We start from the raw sequence: 16,647 nt of genomic DNA, 5'->3' as shown, positions 1-16,647 counted from the left end.
AGGGGCAGGTGGAGCCGGTGGGCAGGGTCGAGCCGGTCGGGCAGGCCGCGCAAGTGGAGCCGGTGGGCTTGGCCGAGCCGGTCGGGCAGGCAGAGTCGGTGGAGCGGGTCGAGCCGGTCGGGCAGGTCGCGGTGGAGTCGTTCGCGGCCGGCTACGAACCGGCCGCGGACGCGGAAGTCGATGTGACCGGGGCGGTCGCGGATGCGGAGCCGGTCATGCCTGGACCGAGCGCGCCTGTGCCTGACCTGGCCGTGCCTGACCTGGCAGTGTCGGACACAGCGCCGGCGAAGGCCGTGCCGGACACCACAGCGCCGGAACACGAGGCAGTGCCGGAGGACGAGGCTGAGGCGGGCGGGTTGCCGGACCTCACCGGGGACGCCGAGTTCGAGGGCGCGCTGGAGTCCATCCTCCTCGTGGTGGACTCCCCGATCTCCGAGGAACAGCTCGCCGGCGTCCTCGAACAGTCCGTGAAGCGCGTCACCGCCACCCTCCGCCGGCTGGCCGCCCGGTACACCGAACAGAGCAGCGGTATCGACCTGCGTAGAATCGGTGACGGCTGGCGGTTCTACACGCGGGACCGCTTCGCGCCATTCGTGGAGAAGCTGCTGCTCGACGGGCAGCGCGCCAAGCTCACCAGGGCCGCGTTGGAAACCCTCGCGGTCATCGCCTACCGGCAGCCCGTGACCAGGGCCCGCATCGCGGCGGTGCGCGGGGTGAACGTCGACGGGGTCATCCGCACGCTCGTCGCGCGCGGCCTGATCGCCGAGACGGGCACGGACTCCGACACGGGTGGCATCCTTTACCGCACGACCGAACTGTTCCTGGAGCGGTTGGGGCTGTCGTCATTGGGCGACCTGCCGCCGATCGCCCCCCTGTTGCCCGAAGTGGATGCGATCGACGATGTCTGACCGTGCCGTGCCGAATTCCTCGGGTCCGAACGCCTCGGAGCACACCGAGGGGATCCGGCTCCAGAAGGTGCTCGCCAAGGCGGGCATCGCCTCGCGGCGGGTCGCCGAGGAGCTGATCGAACTCGGCCGCGTGCAGGTCGACGGCGAGGTGGTCACCGAGCAGGGCCGCCGCGTCGACCCGGACACCGCCGTAGTGCACGTGGACGGTGTGCGCGTGGTCCTCAAGGAGGACGTGGTCACCATCGCGTTCAACAAGCCGCGCGGCGTGCTCTCCACCATGCACGACGACTCGCACCGCCCGTGCGTCGGCGACTACCTGCACAACCGCAAGGAGCGCCTGTTCCACGTCGGCAGGCTGGACGCCGACACCGAGGGCCTGCTGCTGCTGACGAACGACGGCGACCTGTCGCACCGGCTGATGCACCCGTCCTACGAGATCTCCAAGACGTACCTGGCCGAGGTGCCCGGCCCGATCGCGAAGGACCTGGGCAAGCGGCTGCGCGCGGGCATCGAGCTGGAGGACGGCCCGATCCGGGTCGACTCGTTCAAGCTGATCTCCGCGATGCCGGGCAAGGCGCTGGTCGAGGTGGTCCTGCACGAGGGCCGCAAGCACATCGTGCGCCGCCTGCTGGACCACGTCGGCCACCCGGTGCTCGGCCTGGTCCGCACCGCCGTCGGCGAGGTGCGCCTGGGCAACCAGCGCCCCGGCTCGATGCGGGTCCTCAACCGGCAGGAAGTCGGCTCGCTCTACAAGGCCGTCGGCCTGTAACGGGCTTGTGGTGGGAAGATCACTTCCTGAAGTTTCCCCACCACTCGTTGTGGCGACGCCTTTCACTCTCTAGATTGAGCCAGTCGGCTGGCGTTGATCAACTGGGAAGAGGCGTTGCGCGTGCGTGCGCTCACCCGAGGACTGCTCGGTGTCGCCGGGTTCCTCGTAGTCTGGGAGCTGTTCGGTCGCTCCGGACTGGTTCGCTCGGAGTTCCTTCCACCGCCGTCCGTGGTCGCGGTGGAACTCGTGAAGTTGTTGGGGGATGAGGCTTTCCTGAGGGACGTCATCGCGACGGTCCTCGCGTTGCTCATCGCCGTTGGTCTGTCGGTCGGGATCGCCGTCCCGCTCGGCCTGGTGCTCGGCAGCGTGGCGTCGGTACGGCACGCGACCCGCGCCGTGGTCGAGTTCCTGCGTCCCATCCCGTCGGTGGCGATGATCCCGCTGGCGATCGTGGTGCTCGGCATCGGGCCGGAGACCAAGATCACCCTCGCGGTGTACGCGGCGATCTGGCCCATCCTGTTCAACACCATCTACGCGCTGGACGAACTCGACCCCCTGCTGGTCGAGACGGCGCGTGCGTTCGGCACCGGCCGGGCGCGGGTGTTGGTGTCCGTGGCACTGCCGAGCGCGTTGCCGTTCGTCCTCACCGGCATCCGGCTCGCCGCCACGACGAGCCTGGTCGTGGTGGTCAGCGTGGAGCTGCTGGAAGGCGGCTCCGGCGGACTCGGCCAATTCATCGCCATCGCGCGCAGCGGCTCCGGGCGGATGGACATCGTCCTCGCCGGGACGGTCGTCGCGGGCGTGATCGGCTACCTGCTCAACGAAGGCCTGGAACGCGCTCAGCGCCGCTGGGTCGGCTGGAGCTCGGTCACCGGAGGTAGGTCGTGAACCGGTTCGTCCAGCGGTGGGCGGTGTTCGTCGGCCTGGTCGTGGTCTGGGAACTGCTCACCTTGTACGCCGACGACCCGTTCTTCCCGCGGCCGTCCAAGATCGCCTTGGCGGCGCAGGATTTGTGGTTCTCCGGTGACGTCGGTGACCTGTTCCTCACCGACACGGTGTTCGAGCACGTCCTGCCGAGCATCGGCCGGCTGCTCGGCGGGTGGGCCGCCGCCGCCGTGATCGGCGTTTCGCTCGGCGTGGCGCTCGGCCGTTCCCAGAAGGCCAGGGAGTACGCCGGGCCGCTGCTGACGTTCATGCGCTCGATCCCGCCGCCGCTGCTGGTGCCGGTGTTCCTGCTCGTGTTCAACGTCGGCACGCAGATGCAGGTCGCCACGATCATCTTCGGCGTCCTGTGGCCCATCATGCTCAACAGCGTCGACGGCGCCCGCTCCGTCGACGCCACGAAGTTCGACACCTCGGCGGTGTTCCGCATCCCCAAGGTCCAATGGGTCCTCGGCGTCGTCCTGCCTTCCGCGGCGCCGAAGATCTTCGCCGGGCTGCGGGTCTCCCTGTCGCTGTCGCTGGTGCTCATGGTCGTGTCCGAACTGGTCGGCACCGACAACGGGATCGGGTCGCAACTGCTCGTCGCACAGCGGCAGTTCGACTACCCCGACATGTGGGCCGGGATCGTCCTGCTGGGCGTCCTCGGCTACGCCCTCAACACCGTGCTCCTCAGCTTCGAGCGCAAAGCCCTTGCGTGGCAACCGAAGCAGGAGCGCACCCCCGCGACGGTGGAGGAAAAATCATGACCGCGATGCTCGAAGTGGCCGACCTCGGCCACACCTATCAGGCGAAGGACGGCGCGCACACCGCGATAGCCGACCTGTCGTTCACCGTCGGCGCCGGCGAGTTGGTGTGCGTGGTCGGCCCGTCCGGCTGCGGCAAGTCCACACTGCTGCGCACGATCTCCGGGCTGATCCGCCCCACCAAGGGCGAGATCAGCCTGCACGGCAACGAGGTTCGCGGCGTGCCCGAGGACCTGGCCGTGGTGTTCCAGGACTACAGCCGTTCGCTGTTCCCGTGGCTGACGGTGCAGAAGAACGTGGAGTTCCCGCTGCGCCGCACCCTGGGCCGCTCGCAACGCCGGGCGCGCGCCGCCGAGGCGTTGGAGTGGGTGGGCCTGTCCGACGCCGGCCGCAAGTACCCGTGGCAGCTGTCGGGCGGCATGCAGCAGCGGGTCGCGATCGCCCGGGCGCTGGCCTACCGGCCCGCCTTGCTGCTGATGGACGAGCCGTTCGCCTCGGTGGACGCGCAGACCCGGTTCGAGCTGGAAGACCTGCTGCTCAAGGTGCGGACCGAACAGGACACCACGGTGCTCGTGGTGACGCACGACATCGACGAGAGCGTCTACCTGGGCGACCGGGTGCTGGTGCTCTCCACGTCGCCCGCGTCCGTGGTGGCGGACCTGAAGGTCGACCTGCCCGGGCAGCGGGACCAGATCACCACGCGCGAGTCCGAGGCGTTCGTGGCGCTGCGGGCCGAGGTGGCGCGGCTGCTGAACGTCGGCAAGACCTCCGAGGAGGTCAAGGCGCGGCGCAAGGAGAACGAGCAGCAGGCGGCGAAGTGGGCCGAGGCCGAGCGCGCGGAGGTTTCGCGGGTCGAGGCGGAGGACCGCGCCACCACCTGACAGAGCCCTGAAGTGCTCTAGGAGCGTCCAGCGGGCGATCTCCGGCTGTGCATGCCCGGTAGCGGGCGGCGCCGGGGGTCGCCCGTTGTCACGTCCGGAGAACGGCTCGGGACCGAAGAGGCTTCGACGGGTCTCGTTGGCAACGATTCGACATCGTTACCGTCCCGGCATGGTCGCCGTGCGGCCGTCCCAAAGTTCACCGCTGTGGTGGAATAGTCACGCACGGTAGGCGTCCGGCGTCTTTCCGGGACCTGGCGAGACATTCCCATTAATGATTCCGATGGGTCGCCGGCGCTGCCCGGAGGGATGTGAGGGGTGCACACGACCGTCCAGTACCCGGAATCGGCGGCCGATATACCCGGTGGCCCGGCGGAATTGCCGCGTTTAGCGAGACTTCGAATGTTGCGAAAAATACGGGACGCGCTCGCCTTGTTCTCCGGGCGAAGTACACCGATGGGCTTCGGTGGAGAACAAGGCGGCGATGGTCCTCTCGCCTTACGGTCCGTTTCCTGGAATAACGGTCCCGTTAATCGCCCGCTCGACCTCAAGGCCCAACGTAGTTCTGCGCGAAATAGCCGGCGGAGGAGCCGGAGGCGATGAGGTGTTCGAGTCTGGCTTGACCCAAACGGCTCAAGAACGGCTCCGGCGAACGGTGGATCATGAACACCATCCACTGCGAGAATTCCTGCGCACGCCACACGCGCCGGAGGCAGATCTCGGAGTAGCTCCGCAGGCCTGTCTCATCACCCGTTCGGTGGTAGCGGACCAGTGCGTCGGCGAGCACCTCGGCGTCGTGCAATGCGAGGTTCATTCCCTTTGCGCCCACGGGCGTGATGATGTGCGCGGCGTCCCCCAGCAGGTAGAGGTTGCCGTGGTTCATCGGTTCGACCACGTGGCTGCGCATGTCCAGGATGCGCTTCTCGACGATGCGGCCCTCGGCGAGCTTCCAGTCGGAGTCCCGCAGTTCCAGCCGCTTGCGCAGCTCCGACCACACCCGCTCGTCCGGCCAGTTGTCCACCGTGTCGTCCACCGGGACCTGGAGGTAGTAGCGGGAGACGGTGGCGCTGCGGAGCATGTGGCCCGCGAATCCATCCGGGTGAAGTGCGTAGATCACCTTATGGGTGGATGGCGCCGCCTCGGCGAGGATGCTCAGCCACTCGATGCCGTGCTGGTGGCTGAACTCCTGGACGGCGCCGGCCGGGATGCTGCGCCGCGTCACGCCGTGGAACCCGTCCGCGCCGGCGATGAACGAGCAGTCGAGCCGCTCCTCCGTGCCGTCGGCGTTCTTCCAGGTCAGAGAGGGTTCCGTGGACTCGATGTCGTGCAGTTCGACGTCAGTGACGGACCACCGGACGTCACCGCCGCGGTCGTCGACGTAGACCCGGGCGAGGTCCTGGACGACCTCCTGCTGCGGGTAGATGTAGTGCGTCTGGCCGTCGTACAGGGTGGCGTAGTCCACCTCGTACGCCTTGCCGTTCACCCGGAATTCGCAAGCACCATGCCTATCCGCCTCTTGGAGCAACCGGTCCGCGAGGCCGTGTTCTGTCAACATTTGCACCGCCCGGTGCTCCAACACCCCGGCACGGGGCCGGGTCTCGATGTACTCCCGAGTGCCTTTTTCCAGCACTACGCAGGGGATTCCGGCCTCGTGGAGCAGGTTCCCCAACGTCAATCCCGCCGGACCCGCTCCGACGATGCCCACGGGACGCCGGTTGCTCTGTACGGCCCATTCCGCGCCAAGATCGCTCACCGCATACCCCACCCTCTGGACAGCCTGTGCAAAGATGCTCACCGAAGGTAGTGGATCAGCCTTCGAGTGTCGGTCGACTGGGGTCTTGCGGAACCACGCGTGTCACGTTGAGTGGTCCCGCAGCGCCCTGGTCGCTCGTGCATCCTGCCCCCGCCATGTCGCCACTCCAACAGGAGATGCCCCCCATGACTCGAAGAGTCGGCCTCTCGGCCCGAAGGATCTTCGGCGCAGTGTCCGCTGTCGCGATGCTCGCCGTGGTATCCGGCTGCGGTCTGCTCGGTGGAGCCGAGGAGAAGCCCGCCGAGACCGCATCCGCGGGCAAGCTCGAAAAGGCCAAGATCAATCTCGGCCTCCTCCCCATCCTCGACGTCGCGTCGGTCCACGTCGCGATCAAGAAGGGGTACTTCAAGGAGGAAGGGCTGGAGGTCGAGGTCAAGATCGTCCAGGGTGGCGCCGCGGCCATCCCGGCTGTGATCAAGGGTGACCTCGACATCACCTTCGGCAACTGGGTCTCGTTCATCACCGCCGAGACCAACGGCGCCGCGAAGGGCGTCGACGGCCTCAAGCTGATCAACGACGGCTACCAGGCCAAGCCCGAGATGTTCCTGATCCTCGCCAAGTCCGACTCGGCCATCAAGTCGCCGAAGGACCTCGAGGGCAAGACCATCGCGATCAACACGTTCAAGAACATCGCCGAGCTCACCGCGAAGGCCACGTTGGAAGCCAACGACGTGAACCCCGACAACGTGACGTTCAAGGAGTTCCCGTTCCCGGACATGGAAGCGGCGGTCCAGAACGGCACGGTCGACGCGGCCTTCATGGTGGAGCCGTTCATCAGCCGCGCCCAGCGGGCCAGCGGCCAGATCACGGTGCTCGACGCGGCGTCCGGCCCGACCGACGGCATCCCGATCGCGGGCTACGGCACGACCGGCAAGTTCGTGAAGGAGAACCCCAACACCGTCGCTGCGTTCCAGCGCGCGATGGCGAAGGGCCAGCGCGACGCGGCGGACCGGCCCACGGTCGAGCCGCTGCTGGTGGAGTACGCCAAGGTCGACAAGGAAACCGCCAGCCTCGTGCACTTCGGTGAGTTCCCCACGACCCTGGACGCCACCCGGTTGCAGCGCGTCGCGGACCTGATGCGAACCTACAAGCTGCTCGAGAACGAGTTCGACGTGAAGACGATGTTGGTCGGGGCGTCGGGTAGCTGATCGGACGGGGGGAGTCCGGTCGGGCTCCCCCCTCCGGTGTTTCCCGTCCGGGTCGGACGCATGACAAATCAGTGAACGCCGGTTAGCGATCGTTTAGCGCGTCCGACTGTGGCGTGCGCGACAATGGTTGATTTGCGAACTACCGGCTTAGTCGTCCGAACGGCGGTATGACTCGGGGGAAATTTCCACCAAGATCCACCGGGTTTGCAGGGAAGTGTCGATATCACTGGCTGGGGGGCTGGGGAGTGTGCTGACGGTGCGCGGTCATGACGACCACGCCTCCGGGAGAGATCCGGAGCGGATTCAACTCGACGCGGGTGCCGCGAGCAGCGGTCCACCCGACTCGGGTCCCAGCACAGGCGCCGTGCCCGCCGACCGGGGAATGTCCCGGTGGCGTCTGCGGAACTGGCGCCTGCGCAGCAAGCTGGCCGTGGTGCTCTTGGTGCCCGCGCTGAGCACGCTGACCCTCGCGGGGCTGAGGCTGAACACCCAACTCGACGATGTCGAGCTGTTCGGCCAGGTCCAGCGGGAGCTCCAGCTGTCCGCCCAGACGGCGGCGGTCGCGGACGCGCTGCAACTGGAGCGCGACGTCGCGGTCTGGTTCGTCGCGGGCGGCCGGCAGGCGAACGCCAACGAGCTCGTCATGCGGTCGAACAAGGTCGACACCGAGATCGGCAGGCTGCGGGACGTCGCCGCCGCCACGACCGGTATCGACGAGGCCGTGCGCGAGGCGTTCCAGAAGTCGTTGCAGTCCCTCGACGGGCTCGACGCGCTGCGGAACACGGTCACCACGACCAAGTACCCCGACATCTCGGTGCACAGCGCCTACGGCCAGGTCCTGGCCGCGCTGTCGCAGGTGCACCGAGCCACCGCGAGCAGTGAGAGCCACGAGCGGATCATCCCGCTGTCCGGGGCGAACCTCGCGCTCTACAGCGCCAAGGAGCAGCTGACCCAGCAGAACTCGATCCTGCTGTCCACGGCCAAGCGCGGCGAGTTCGCGCCCGGCCAGGTCAACGCCCTGCGCGCGGCCCAGTCCCGACTGGACGCCGCGCTGACCGACTTCGCCATCACGGCGAGCCCGGAGAACCGGCAGCTGCTGTCGGACAAGGTGTCCGGCTCCTCTGTGGACGGTCGCAACCGGCTCGTGCAGCTGGCGCTGGTGCAGCAGGCCGACTCCGGCCGCGTGTCCATCTCCGACGCCGACGTGATGCGCGTGGGCGAGGAGACCGCGGCGCTGCTGCGGTCCGTGTCGCAGGACATCGAACGGCAGGCGGACACCGAGTCGGTCGAGCTGACCGAGGCGGCCCGCGCGTCCGCGTGGCGTGACGCGGCACTGGTCGCCGCGGCACTGGTGGTCGCGTTCGCCCTCATGGCCTTCGTCGCCCGCTCGATGCTGACGCCGCTGCGCCTGCTGCGCCGCACCGCGTTGGACGTGGCCCGCAACCGGCTCCCGGAGGCGATCAAGCGGATCCGGACGCACCGCGACCCGGCCCGTGCCGCGGAAGAGGCGCTGGTGCCGGTGCCGATCAACACGACCGAAGAGGTCGGCCAGGTGGCGCGGGCGTTCGACGCCGTGCAGCGCGAAGCCGTCCGCCTCGCGGTCGAGCAGGTGGCGCTGCGCGCGAACGTCAACGACATGTTCATCAACCTGTCCCGGCGTTCGCAGGCGCTGGTCGAGCGGCAGATCACCGTCATCGACCGGCTGGAGCAGGACGAGCAGGACCCGGACCAGCTGGCCAGCCTGTTCGAGCTGGACCACCTGGCCACCCAGATGCGCCGCAACAGCGAGAACCTGCTGGTGCTGTCCGGCACCACGGTCAACCGCCGGGTCACCCGGCCGGTGCCGATCTCCGAGGTGCTGGGCGCCGCGGTCTCCGAGGTGGAGAAGTACGCCCGCATCCAGATCGCGCCCGCGCCGGAGCTCAAGGTCCAGGGCCGCGTGGTCAACGACCTCGCGCACCTCATCGCCGAGCTGCTCGACAACGCGACCGCGTTCTCCAAGCCCACCACCAAGGTGACGGTGCGGGCCATCGAGACGCGGCGCGGCGAGGTGTCGATCCGCATCCACGACCGCGGTGTCGGCATGCAGGAGCAGGACGTCATCGACGCCAACATCAAGCTCGCCGACCCGCCCGAGGTCGACGTGTCGGTGGCCCGCGAGATGGGCCTGTACGTGGTCGGCCAGCTGGCCAAGCGGCACGAGATCCGGGTGACGCTGACCAACAACGACGACATAGAGGGTGGCGTGACCGCGCAGGTCGTGCTGCCGGTCGGACTGCTCCACCGCGGCCCCGAGCAGATCCAGGCCCAGCCGGCGCCGCTCGCGCTGCCGCAGCGGCAGGCGAACCCGGCGCTGGAGGAGAGCGGCGTCGGCGTGCTGGCGGGCGTGCCCAAGTGGACGCCGGAGATCGCACCCGGCGGCTACCAGCCGCTGGACGCGACGCCCGCGCCGTTCCCGCAGGTGGTGCACACGCACGAGGCCGACCCCGGCGGGTACTTCGAGATCGAGCAGACCCCGGCGGCCGACCTGTTCACCGCCACGGTGACCGAGACCGTGCCCCCGGTGGACGACGAGCTGCCCGACTACTCGTACCCGCCGTCCACCCGGCAGCCGGAACCGCCGCCGCCGGTGGTCGAGGAGGACGACGCGTCCACCCAGCGGCTGCCGATCTACGAGGACGTGCTGTCCCGGTGGTTCCAGGGCGGCGAGGCCGAGGCGGCCGTGCAGGGCGAGCTGGGCGACCGCAGGCCGACCACGGCCCCGCCGGAGACCGCGTCCGAGCGGACGATGTTCGCCGACCGCGCCGAGCTGATGGGCTCCGACAACGCGATCGTCAACGGTCACGGGACGGCGTCCGAGCAGACGGCGTACACCGACCGGTCCGACCTGATCACGCCGCCCGCGCCGGCCGCGGCGCCCCGGGCGTCGACACCTCCGCCGGCTCCGCGCTCCGCGACCCCGGGCGGACTGCCCAAGCGCGAGCCCGCGCCGTCCGCGATCCCCTCGTCCGGCGCGGTGGCGGCGCCGTCACCGTCCCCGGGCTGGGGCGCCGCGGAGGACAGCTGGTCGACGGCCAGCAGCGTGCTGAAGGCGCCGGTCGACGACACGACGACCGCGGGCCTGCCCAAGCGCGTCCCCAAGGCGCGCCTGGTGCCCGGCTCGCTCACCGCGCCCGCGCCACGCGGGTCCGCGCCGACGGCCCAGCCGTCCGCGAACGGCTCGACGCCGTCCGGTCTCGCGACCGCCGCTCCGCCGCGCCGGTCCGCCGACCGGTTGCGGCAGCGTTTCGCCACCTACCAGCGGGGCGTGCAGCTGGGCCGCCAGACCGGCGACGACGCAGGGATGCCTTGGGAAGGCCCGTCATTCGGCAACGTTGACAACAAGGAGCAGAAGTGACCACCGCAGCCGAGGAAATCGACAACTTCAGTTGGCTGGTCGACGACTTCGTCGCCCGGGTCGCGGGCGTCGCGCACGCGATCGTGGTCTCCGCGGACGGCCTGTTGCTCGCGTCCTCGGAGCGGTTGCCGATCGATCGCGCCGAGCAGCTCGCGGCTGTCTCGTCCGGTCTGGTGAGCCTGAACCTCGGCGCGGCACGCTGCTTCGAGGCCGGTGACGTCAAGCAGACCGTGGTGGAGATGGAGCGGGGCTACCTGTTCCTGATGTCGATCAGCGACGGCTCCTGCCTGGCCGTGCTGGCCGCGCCCAACTGCGACATCGGCCTCATCGGTTACGCGATGACGCGCCTGGTCGAGCGGGTCGGCGTCCAGCTCACCCCGGAGATCCGCTCGCAGCTGCACGTCGCCATGCGCGGCTGAGGTCCCACCACCCGGCGAGGTCCTACTACTAGGGAAAGCAGAGCAACATGAGCGGTGGCGCTCCCGGGCGGACGGGGACACCCGCGGCGAGCCTGACCGTCACGTCGACCAAGATCGTGGTGGCGGGCGGGTTCGGTGTCGGCAAGACGACCTTCGTCGGGTCGGTGTCGGAGATCGTCCCGCTGACCACCGAGGCGGTGATGACCGAGGCCAGCGTCGGCGTTGACGACCTGTCGGCGACGCCGAACAAGATGACCACCACGGTGGCCATGGACTTCGGCCGCGTGTCGCTGGACAGCGACCTGATCCTGTACCTGTTCGGCACGCCCGGACAGCACCGGTTCTGGTTCATGTGGGACGACCTGGTGCGCGGCGCGATCGGCGCGGTCGTGCTGGTCGACACCCGCCGGCTGTCGGACGCGTTCGCCTCGATCGACTTCTTCGAGGACCGCGAACTGCCGTACGTGGTGGGCGTGAACTGCTTCGACGGGCTGCTGCACCACCGCATCGAGGACATCAGGGAGGCGCTGACGATCGACGAGTCGGTGCCGATCGTGCCCTGTGACGCGCGGAACCGGCAGTCGACCAAGCAGACGTTGATCACGCTGGTCCAGCACGCGATGCGGCTGCCGACGTTCGCCTGATCGTCGGATCGAGGGGGCCGTGACCGGAAATCGGTCGCGGCCCCCTCGCCGTTCGGGACAGAATCGGCCAGGTGGCAGATTCTTTCGAGGACCCGGACCTGGCCGCCTACTACGACCTGATCAACGAGTTCGGCGAGGACGACCACTTCTACATCGACCTCGTGATGGCCGCCGACGCCGTGCTCGACGTGGGCTGCGGCACGGGCATGCTGCTCAAGGCCGCCCGCGCCGGTGACCACCCCGGTCGGCTGGTCGGGCTGGACCCGGCCGAGGGCATGCTCACGCAGGCGCGGCGCGATCCGGGTGTCGAGTGGATCCGGGGTGACCTCGGCACGGTCGCGTTCGACGGCGAGTTCGACCTCGTCGTGATGACCGGGCACGCGTTCCAGATCTTCCTCACCGACGACGAGGCGCGCGCCCAGTTCGCCGCGATCCGCCGGGCGCTCAAGTCGGACGGGCGGTTCGCGTTCGAGACCCGCAACCCCGGCGCGCGGGCGTGGGAGCGGTGGACGCCCGAGAACGGCACCGACATCGTCGGCCACGACGGCGAGCGGGTGCGCGTCGAGCACTTCGTGGAGAGCGTGGAGGACGGGCTGGTCACGATGACCGAGACGTTCAGCAGCCCGGACTGGCCGGAACCCCGCGTCGACCGCGGCACGCTGCGGTTCGTGGCGGCCGACCACCTCGACTCGCTGTTGGTCGAGACCGGGTTCGAGGTGGTCGAGCGCTACGGGTTCTGGGACCGGACCCCGCTCGCCGACACCAGCCGCGAGATCATCACGATCGCACGACCAGGTCCACTCCGGGCAGGTCCACCCTGGGAATATCCCAACCGCTGACGACCAGCGCGCCGGTCGCCCGGACCAGCGGCAGGAGTGCGGTCAACGCCTTGTGCGCCAACGCTTCCGGTGGCGGGGCGGCCGGTTCGACGCCGTGCAGGCCGTGACGCTCCACAATGGACAGCTCCGGCAGGGCGAACGTGACGCCGTGCAGCAGGCGGCGGACGTCCATGTCGGCCAACGTGGTCAGGTTGTCCTCCACCGCGTCCAGGCCCTCGGCCAGGCTCTGATCGGTGGTGAGGGCCTGGGCGGCGAGGCTGAGCCACAGCTCCCGCGGCGCCAGACCGGACGCGCGCAACGCCTCCGCCACCCGTGCGGTCAGGTCCGGGTCACGGGACTGGTCCGGTGACAGCTGCACCAGCACCGGCAGCCCTTCGGCGGCGGCGAACTCGCACGCCTCCTCCAGCACCCACTCGGCCAGCGGCCCGCTCAGCCCCAGCTCGTCGGCGAACCGCAGGCACTCCGGGTGCGACACCGGACCGCTCTCGGCGTCGTGCCACCGCAATCTGGCCGCCACCGCGACCTGCTCGCCGTCCCGTGTCACCGGCTTGTAGTCCAGCGCGATCTCGCCGTTCTGCAACGCGCCGGGCATGGTCGCGATCAGGGACAGCCGGGTGCGGTCGCGGGCGTCCTGCCCGGCGTCGTAGATGCCCCACTGGCCCTTGCCGCCGCTCTCCGCGCGGCGCAGCGTGCTGTGCGCCTGCCGCAGCAACGCCATCGCGTCCGACCCGCGCGCCGACGTGCGGACGAAACCCATCCCCGCGGACACGCCCACACCGTGCCCGGCGAGGTGCACCGGCTCGGTCAGCGCGGCCTCGATCGACCGGGCCAGCGCGGAGATCCCCGGTGTGGTCGGCGAATCCTCGATCAGCACGACGAACTCGTCGCCGCCGATCCGCGCCACGGTGGCGTTCTCGCCCGACACCACCTCGGTCAGCCGCCGTGCGACCACCTTCAGCAGTTCGTCGCCGTACTCGTAGCCGAGGCCGTCGTTCACGATCGCGACGCTGTCCACGTCCAGGTAGCACAACGTGATCGAGCCCGGCCGGCTCAGCACCTGTTCCAGCTTCGGCAGGAACCCCTGCCGGTTCGGCAGACCGGTCAGCACGTCGTGCAGCGCCTGGTGTCGCAGGTAGTCGCGAAGCACGCGCTGCTCGGTGGTGTCGTCGACCACGGCGACGTGCCAGCGGGGTCGTCCGTCCGGGTCGCGGACCACCGACGTGGCCACGTTCACCCACACCGGGTCGCCGGCCGCGTCGGTGAACTCCCGCTGCACCTTGACCTCGTCCGCGACGAACAACGTCGACAGGTCGGCCGACGGCAGCATCGCCTCCAACGCCGGGTTGACCACGACCAGCGCGCCGTCCGGGTCGAAGATCGCGATGCCCGCGGTGGAACCGACGAAGACCTGCCGGAACAGCTCCGGCAGCTCCACGGCCCAGATCTCGCCGGCCGACAGCTCACCGGCTGACAGCTCACCGGCAGGTAGGCCGCCTGATGCCGCACCGACGGCCGACTCGCCGTGCGGGCGCGCCACAAGGGCCGAGGCGGCGTCGATCTCGGCCGGGGTCGTTCGGGCCTGCTGGGTCATGTGGTGGTGTGCGGCGGTGGGTGAAGATCAGGTCGCTGAATCTTGCGACCCACGGCCACCGCAGTCAAGGGGCCGGGCGTGCGAACGCCCGCCACGAGCACCCGGGTGCCGTGACGGGCTAGACGCAGACCCAGTCGGTCATGACCGTCCTGCCGTCGACCTCGCAGCGGAACCGCACGGGACCGGCGGGCGGCGGGCCGAGCAGGAACATGCCCAGCTCGTCCAGCTCCGCGTCCTCCACCGGCCCGGTCGCCGTCAGCAGCCACACCCGGCCCGGCCGGGCGGGCAACACCTGGCCGGCGACACCGGCCTCGGTCACCTCTACCTGCACCGAGAAGCCCTCCGCGTCGAACACGAGCTGCCGCGCCGTCTGCGCCGCCCGCGCCCGCTTCGCCAGCCCGGCGTCGAGGATCGAGTCGTAACTCGTCAACGCCAGCAGTTCGGCGTCGACCGTGCGCCACGTGTACGCGGCACGTGCCGCCTGGAGCAGGTGCTCGGGCACGTCACGCTCCTCGGCGAGTGCCGCGCGCAGCTCCCGCAGCAGCACCTCATCGCTTTCCCACCCCGGATCGTCCCTCAGCACCGACCACACCTCCTCCGTCGTCCGTGTGCGGGCCGACCAGCCGCAGCACCGCGGGAGTCTTGCGCAGCTTGTCCAGGCACCTGATCCGGGTGGGCCCGATGCTGCCCACCGGCATCGCCAGCTCCTCGCCGACCGCCGCGTAGCTGGGCGGCGGGTCCGCCATGAGCTTCGCCAACAGGACCTGGCAGTGCTCGGGCAACGCCCGGAAGCCCTCGCGCAGCGCCTGCCGCCGTTGGGCGGCCTCCATCTCCTCGTCCAGGTCCGCGACCGCGTCGTCCGGGCTCGCCGGCTCGTCCTGCGACTGCGGGTCGTACGGCTGGGTGCGCTGTTGCATGCGCAGCATCCGCAGGCACTCGTTGCGGGTCGTCGTGGCGATCCAGCCGGGCAGCGCGTCCGCCTCGCGGAGCCGGCCGACCTGCTCCACCAGCCGCAGCCACACCGTCTGGTGCACGTCCGCGGCGTCCGCGGGGCGCAGCCGGTGCCGGTGCACCACGGCCAGCACGAGCGGCGTGTAGCGCGCGACGATCTCGTTCCAGGCGCGCTGGTCGCCCTCCGCCGCCGCCGCGACGAGCGCGGCGATCGGGGATGCAAGGGTCACGTCCCCTCCTCTTGTCCAGGGGATGCTGCGCCTCCGCCCCGGTCTGCGCCGGCGCGGACCCCAGCCGGGTCACGGACTTCGGATTCGTTGCTGCCACACACTACGGAGCACAGACCCGACCGTCAGATACAGGATTGGATGGCGCTGTGCTGGATTGAGCCGCCTCCGGCGTCGCGGTCAGGGTATGAAGATGCCGTAGCCGGGGAAGAACTCCGAGCCGGCCAGTAGGTGGTCGCGTGCGGCTGTGGCTGACAGGCCGAGGGTGGTCATGGTTTCGGCGATGCGGCCGGCTACGTGTGGCGCGGCGAACGATGTGCCCAGCCAGTACGCGAAGCGGTCGTAGACCTCCGGCGGCTCGCCCGGCAGCACCCACTGGCCCTTGAGGAACGTGCTGGTCCGGTTGCCGACGGCGCAGGCGTCCACCCAGTGCCCGTGGTTGGAGTAGCACGCCGGGCTCCGGGTCGCGTCGAGCTCCTCGGCGACCGCCGCCACGGCGACCACGCGCTGGAGGGCGGCGGGCCAGCTCGGCCGGTTCGTGCCCTGGTTGCCCGCGGAGGCGACCACCACCACGTCGGCGGGCAGCGCCGCGACCGCCTTGCGGATCGGCTCGGACGCCACGTCGTCCTGCGTGAAGCAGCCCAGCGAGATGTTGATGATCTGGACCTTCTCGTCGAACGAGGTCAGCGCCTTGGCGAAGTCCTCCTCGGTGCCCAGGCCGGTCGGGTCGAGCGCCTTCTCCGGGTCGAACCGGACACCGGGCGCGGCCTGCCGGACCACGCCCGCGACGAACGTGCCGTGCCCGCCTTCCATCGCGAACACGTCGTCGTGCGCGTAGGCGGCGTCGACCTCGTCCAGCTTGGGCAGGAACGCGTTGGCCAGCCACAGCGGGTGGTCGTTCCCGGCGGACTTCGAGATGCCCGTGTCGACGATGCCGACGACCACGCCCTTGCCGTGCCCGGCGGCGGCCTTGTCCGGGTCCGGCAGCGGGCCGGCGACCTTCGGCGGCTGGCCGGGGTGGCCGTGCATGTTGCCGCCGTGGCCGACCAGCACGTGGTGCGGCTGCACGAACGGGGTGCGCTCGCCGGGCCACTGCTCCGGGTCGCGCAGCAGGCGGACGATGTCCGGGATGTCATCGGAATTGCGCGGCAGGACGAACCGGACCATTCCAGCGAAATCCCGGCCCCGCTGGTAGCCGATGCCGTTCTGCGCCAGTTTCCGGGCCACCCGATCGGCGTCCTGCGGAATGGTCAGCAGCTCGCCCGCGACGAAGATGAATTCCCGTCCGCGTTCGGCGTGCAGCCGGAAGTTCTTGTGTTCGAGGAGGGCCTGGTGGAAGGCTCTTTGATACAACTCGGAGCGATTCGATGGTTCGGAC

General features: G+C 69.8%; 15 protein-coding genes. 10 read left to right on the top strand and 5 right to left on the bottom strand.

From position 1 onward, the window contains the following. Window positions 1–215 precede the first annotated feature (215 nt). From scpB to F4560_RS22355, 5 genes are all read left to right on the top strand, one after another. Window positions 216–908: an SMC-Scp complex subunit ScpB gene (gene scpB / locus F4560_RS22375; protein WP_184929309.1), complete on the top strand. Its 693-nt coding sequence runs from the start codon at window positions 216–218 to the stop codon at window positions 906–908. Beyond that, on the top strand, window positions 901–1,677 hold the full coding sequence (locus F4560_RS22370; protein WP_246477869.1) for a pseudouridine synthase: 777 nt from the start codon (window positions 901–903) through the stop codon (window positions 1,675–1,677). The genes scpB and F4560_RS22370 overlap by 8 nt, the downstream gene beginning before the upstream one ends. Before the next feature lie 120 nt (window positions 1,678–1,797). Next, entirely contained in the window at window positions 1,798–2,565 is a 768-nt protein-coding gene (locus F4560_RS22365) for an ABC transporter permease (RefSeq protein ID WP_184929308.1), read from the top strand. Then, window positions 2,562–3,365 (top strand): ABC transporter permease, encoded by an 804-nt coding sequence (locus F4560_RS22360; protein ID WP_184922876.1) that lies wholly within the window; start codon window positions 2,562–2,564, stop codon window positions 3,363–3,365. Before F4560_RS22365 ends, F4560_RS22360 begins: the two co-directional genes overlap by 4 nt. Next, window positions 3,362–4,243 (top strand): ABC transporter ATP-binding protein, encoded by an 882-nt coding sequence (locus F4560_RS22355; RefSeq protein ID WP_184922874.1) that lies wholly within the window; start codon window positions 3,362–3,364, stop codon window positions 4,241–4,243. Before F4560_RS22360 ends, F4560_RS22355 begins: the two co-directional genes overlap by 4 nt. A 544-nt stretch (window positions 4,244–4,787) precedes the next feature. Here F4560_RS22355 and F4560_RS22350 read toward each other — a convergent pair. Next, window positions 4,788–5,945, bottom strand: a complete 1,158-nt coding sequence (locus F4560_RS22350; RefSeq protein WP_312869862.1) for a 4-hydroxybenzoate 3-monooxygenase — start codon at window positions 5,943–5,945, stop codon at window positions 4,788–4,790. 278 nt (window positions 5,946–6,223) lie between these two features. Between F4560_RS22350 and F4560_RS22345 the strand changes: the two genes are divergently transcribed. From F4560_RS22345 to F4560_RS22325, 5 genes are all read left to right on the top strand, one after another. Next, entirely contained in the window at window positions 6,224–7,201 is a 978-nt protein-coding gene (locus F4560_RS22345; protein ID WP_312869417.1) for an ABC transporter substrate-binding protein, read from the top strand. A 364-nt stretch (window positions 7,202–7,565) separates the two neighbouring features. Then, complete coding sequence (locus tag F4560_RS22340; RefSeq protein ID WP_312869416.1) at window positions 7,566–10,598, top strand: sensor histidine kinase; 3,033 nt, start codon at window positions 7,566–7,568, stop codon at window positions 10,596–10,598. After that, window positions 10,595–11,017: a roadblock/LC7 domain-containing protein gene (locus tag F4560_RS22335; protein ID WP_033441650.1), complete on the top strand. Its 423-nt coding sequence runs from the start codon at window positions 10,595–10,597 to the stop codon at window positions 11,015–11,017. Before F4560_RS22340 ends, F4560_RS22335 begins: the two co-directional genes overlap by 4 nt. A gap of 47 nt (window positions 11,018–11,064) precedes the next feature. Continuing rightward, complete coding sequence (locus F4560_RS22330) at window positions 11,065–11,661, top strand: GTP-binding protein (RefSeq protein ID WP_184922866.1); 597 nt, start codon at window positions 11,065–11,067, stop codon at window positions 11,659–11,661. A gap of 71 nt (window positions 11,662–11,732) precedes the next feature. Next, the gene (locus F4560_RS22325; RefSeq protein ID WP_312869415.1) at window positions 11,733–12,500 is read left to right on the top strand and encodes a class I SAM-dependent methyltransferase; all 768 of its coding nucleotides are present in this window, start codon (window positions 11,733–11,735) and stop codon (window positions 12,498–12,500) included. On the opposite strand, the gene F4560_RS22320 is transcribed toward F4560_RS22325, so the two are convergent. The 4 genes from F4560_RS22320 to F4560_RS22305 form a co-directional block, all read right to left on the bottom strand. Further along, on the bottom strand, window positions 12,439–14,091 hold the full coding sequence (locus F4560_RS22320) for a diguanylate cyclase domain-containing protein (protein ID WP_184922864.1): 1,653 nt from the start codon (window positions 14,089–14,091) through the stop codon (window positions 12,439–12,441). The two genes, F4560_RS22325 and F4560_RS22320, sit on opposite strands and share 62 nt — an antisense overlap. A 118-nt stretch (window positions 14,092–14,209) precedes the next feature. Continuing rightward, window positions 14,210–14,674 carry a hypothetical protein gene (locus F4560_RS22315; RefSeq protein ID WP_312869414.1) on the bottom strand — a complete coding sequence of 155 codons (465 nt, stop codon included), beginning with the start codon at window positions 14,672–14,674 and terminating at the stop codon, window positions 14,210–14,212. Continuing rightward, entirely contained in the window at window positions 14,640–15,272 is a 633-nt protein-coding gene (locus tag F4560_RS22310; protein ID WP_184922855.1) for an RNA polymerase sigma factor, read from the bottom strand. Before F4560_RS22310 ends, F4560_RS22315 begins: the two co-directional genes overlap by 35 nt. Window positions 15,273–15,449: 177 nt before the next feature. Continuing rightward, the gene (locus tag F4560_RS22305) at window positions 15,450–16,622 is read right to left on the bottom strand and encodes a S8 family peptidase (protein WP_221483608.1); all 1,173 of its coding nucleotides are present in this window, start codon (window positions 16,620–16,622) and stop codon (window positions 15,450–15,452) included. Window positions 16,623–16,647: the final 25 nt, after the last annotated feature.

This window comes from Saccharothrix ecbatanensis, from assembly GCF_014205015.1.
Taxonomy (GTDB): Bacteria; Actinomycetota; Actinomycetes; order Mycobacteriales; family Pseudonocardiaceae; genus Actinosynnema; species Actinosynnema ecbatanense.
The sequence above is the reverse complement of the archived record's forward strand: the minus strand, read 5'-3'. Positions and strand labels throughout refer to the sequence as shown.

Bases quoted from the DNA above. Each gene is read 5' to 3' on its own strand.
- scpB (WP_184929309.1), top strand. From the start codon at position 216: ATGCCTGGACCGAGCGCGCCTGTGCCTGACCTGGCCGTGCCTGACCTG.
- F4560_RS22370 (WP_246477869.1), top strand. From the start codon at position 901: ATGTCTGACCGTGCCGTGCCGAATTCCTCGGGTCCGAACGCCTCGGAG.
- F4560_RS22355 (WP_184922874.1), top strand. From the start codon at position 3,362: ATGACCGCGATGCTCGAAGTGGCCGACCTCGGCCACACCTATCAGGCG.
- F4560_RS22330 (WP_184922866.1), top strand. From the start codon at position 11,065: ATGAGCGGTGGCGCTCCCGGGCGGACGGGGACACCCGCGGCGAGCCTG.
- F4560_RS22320 (WP_184922864.1), bottom strand. From the start codon at position 14,091: ATGACCCAGCAGGCCCGAACGACCCCGGCCGAGATCGACGCCGCCTCG.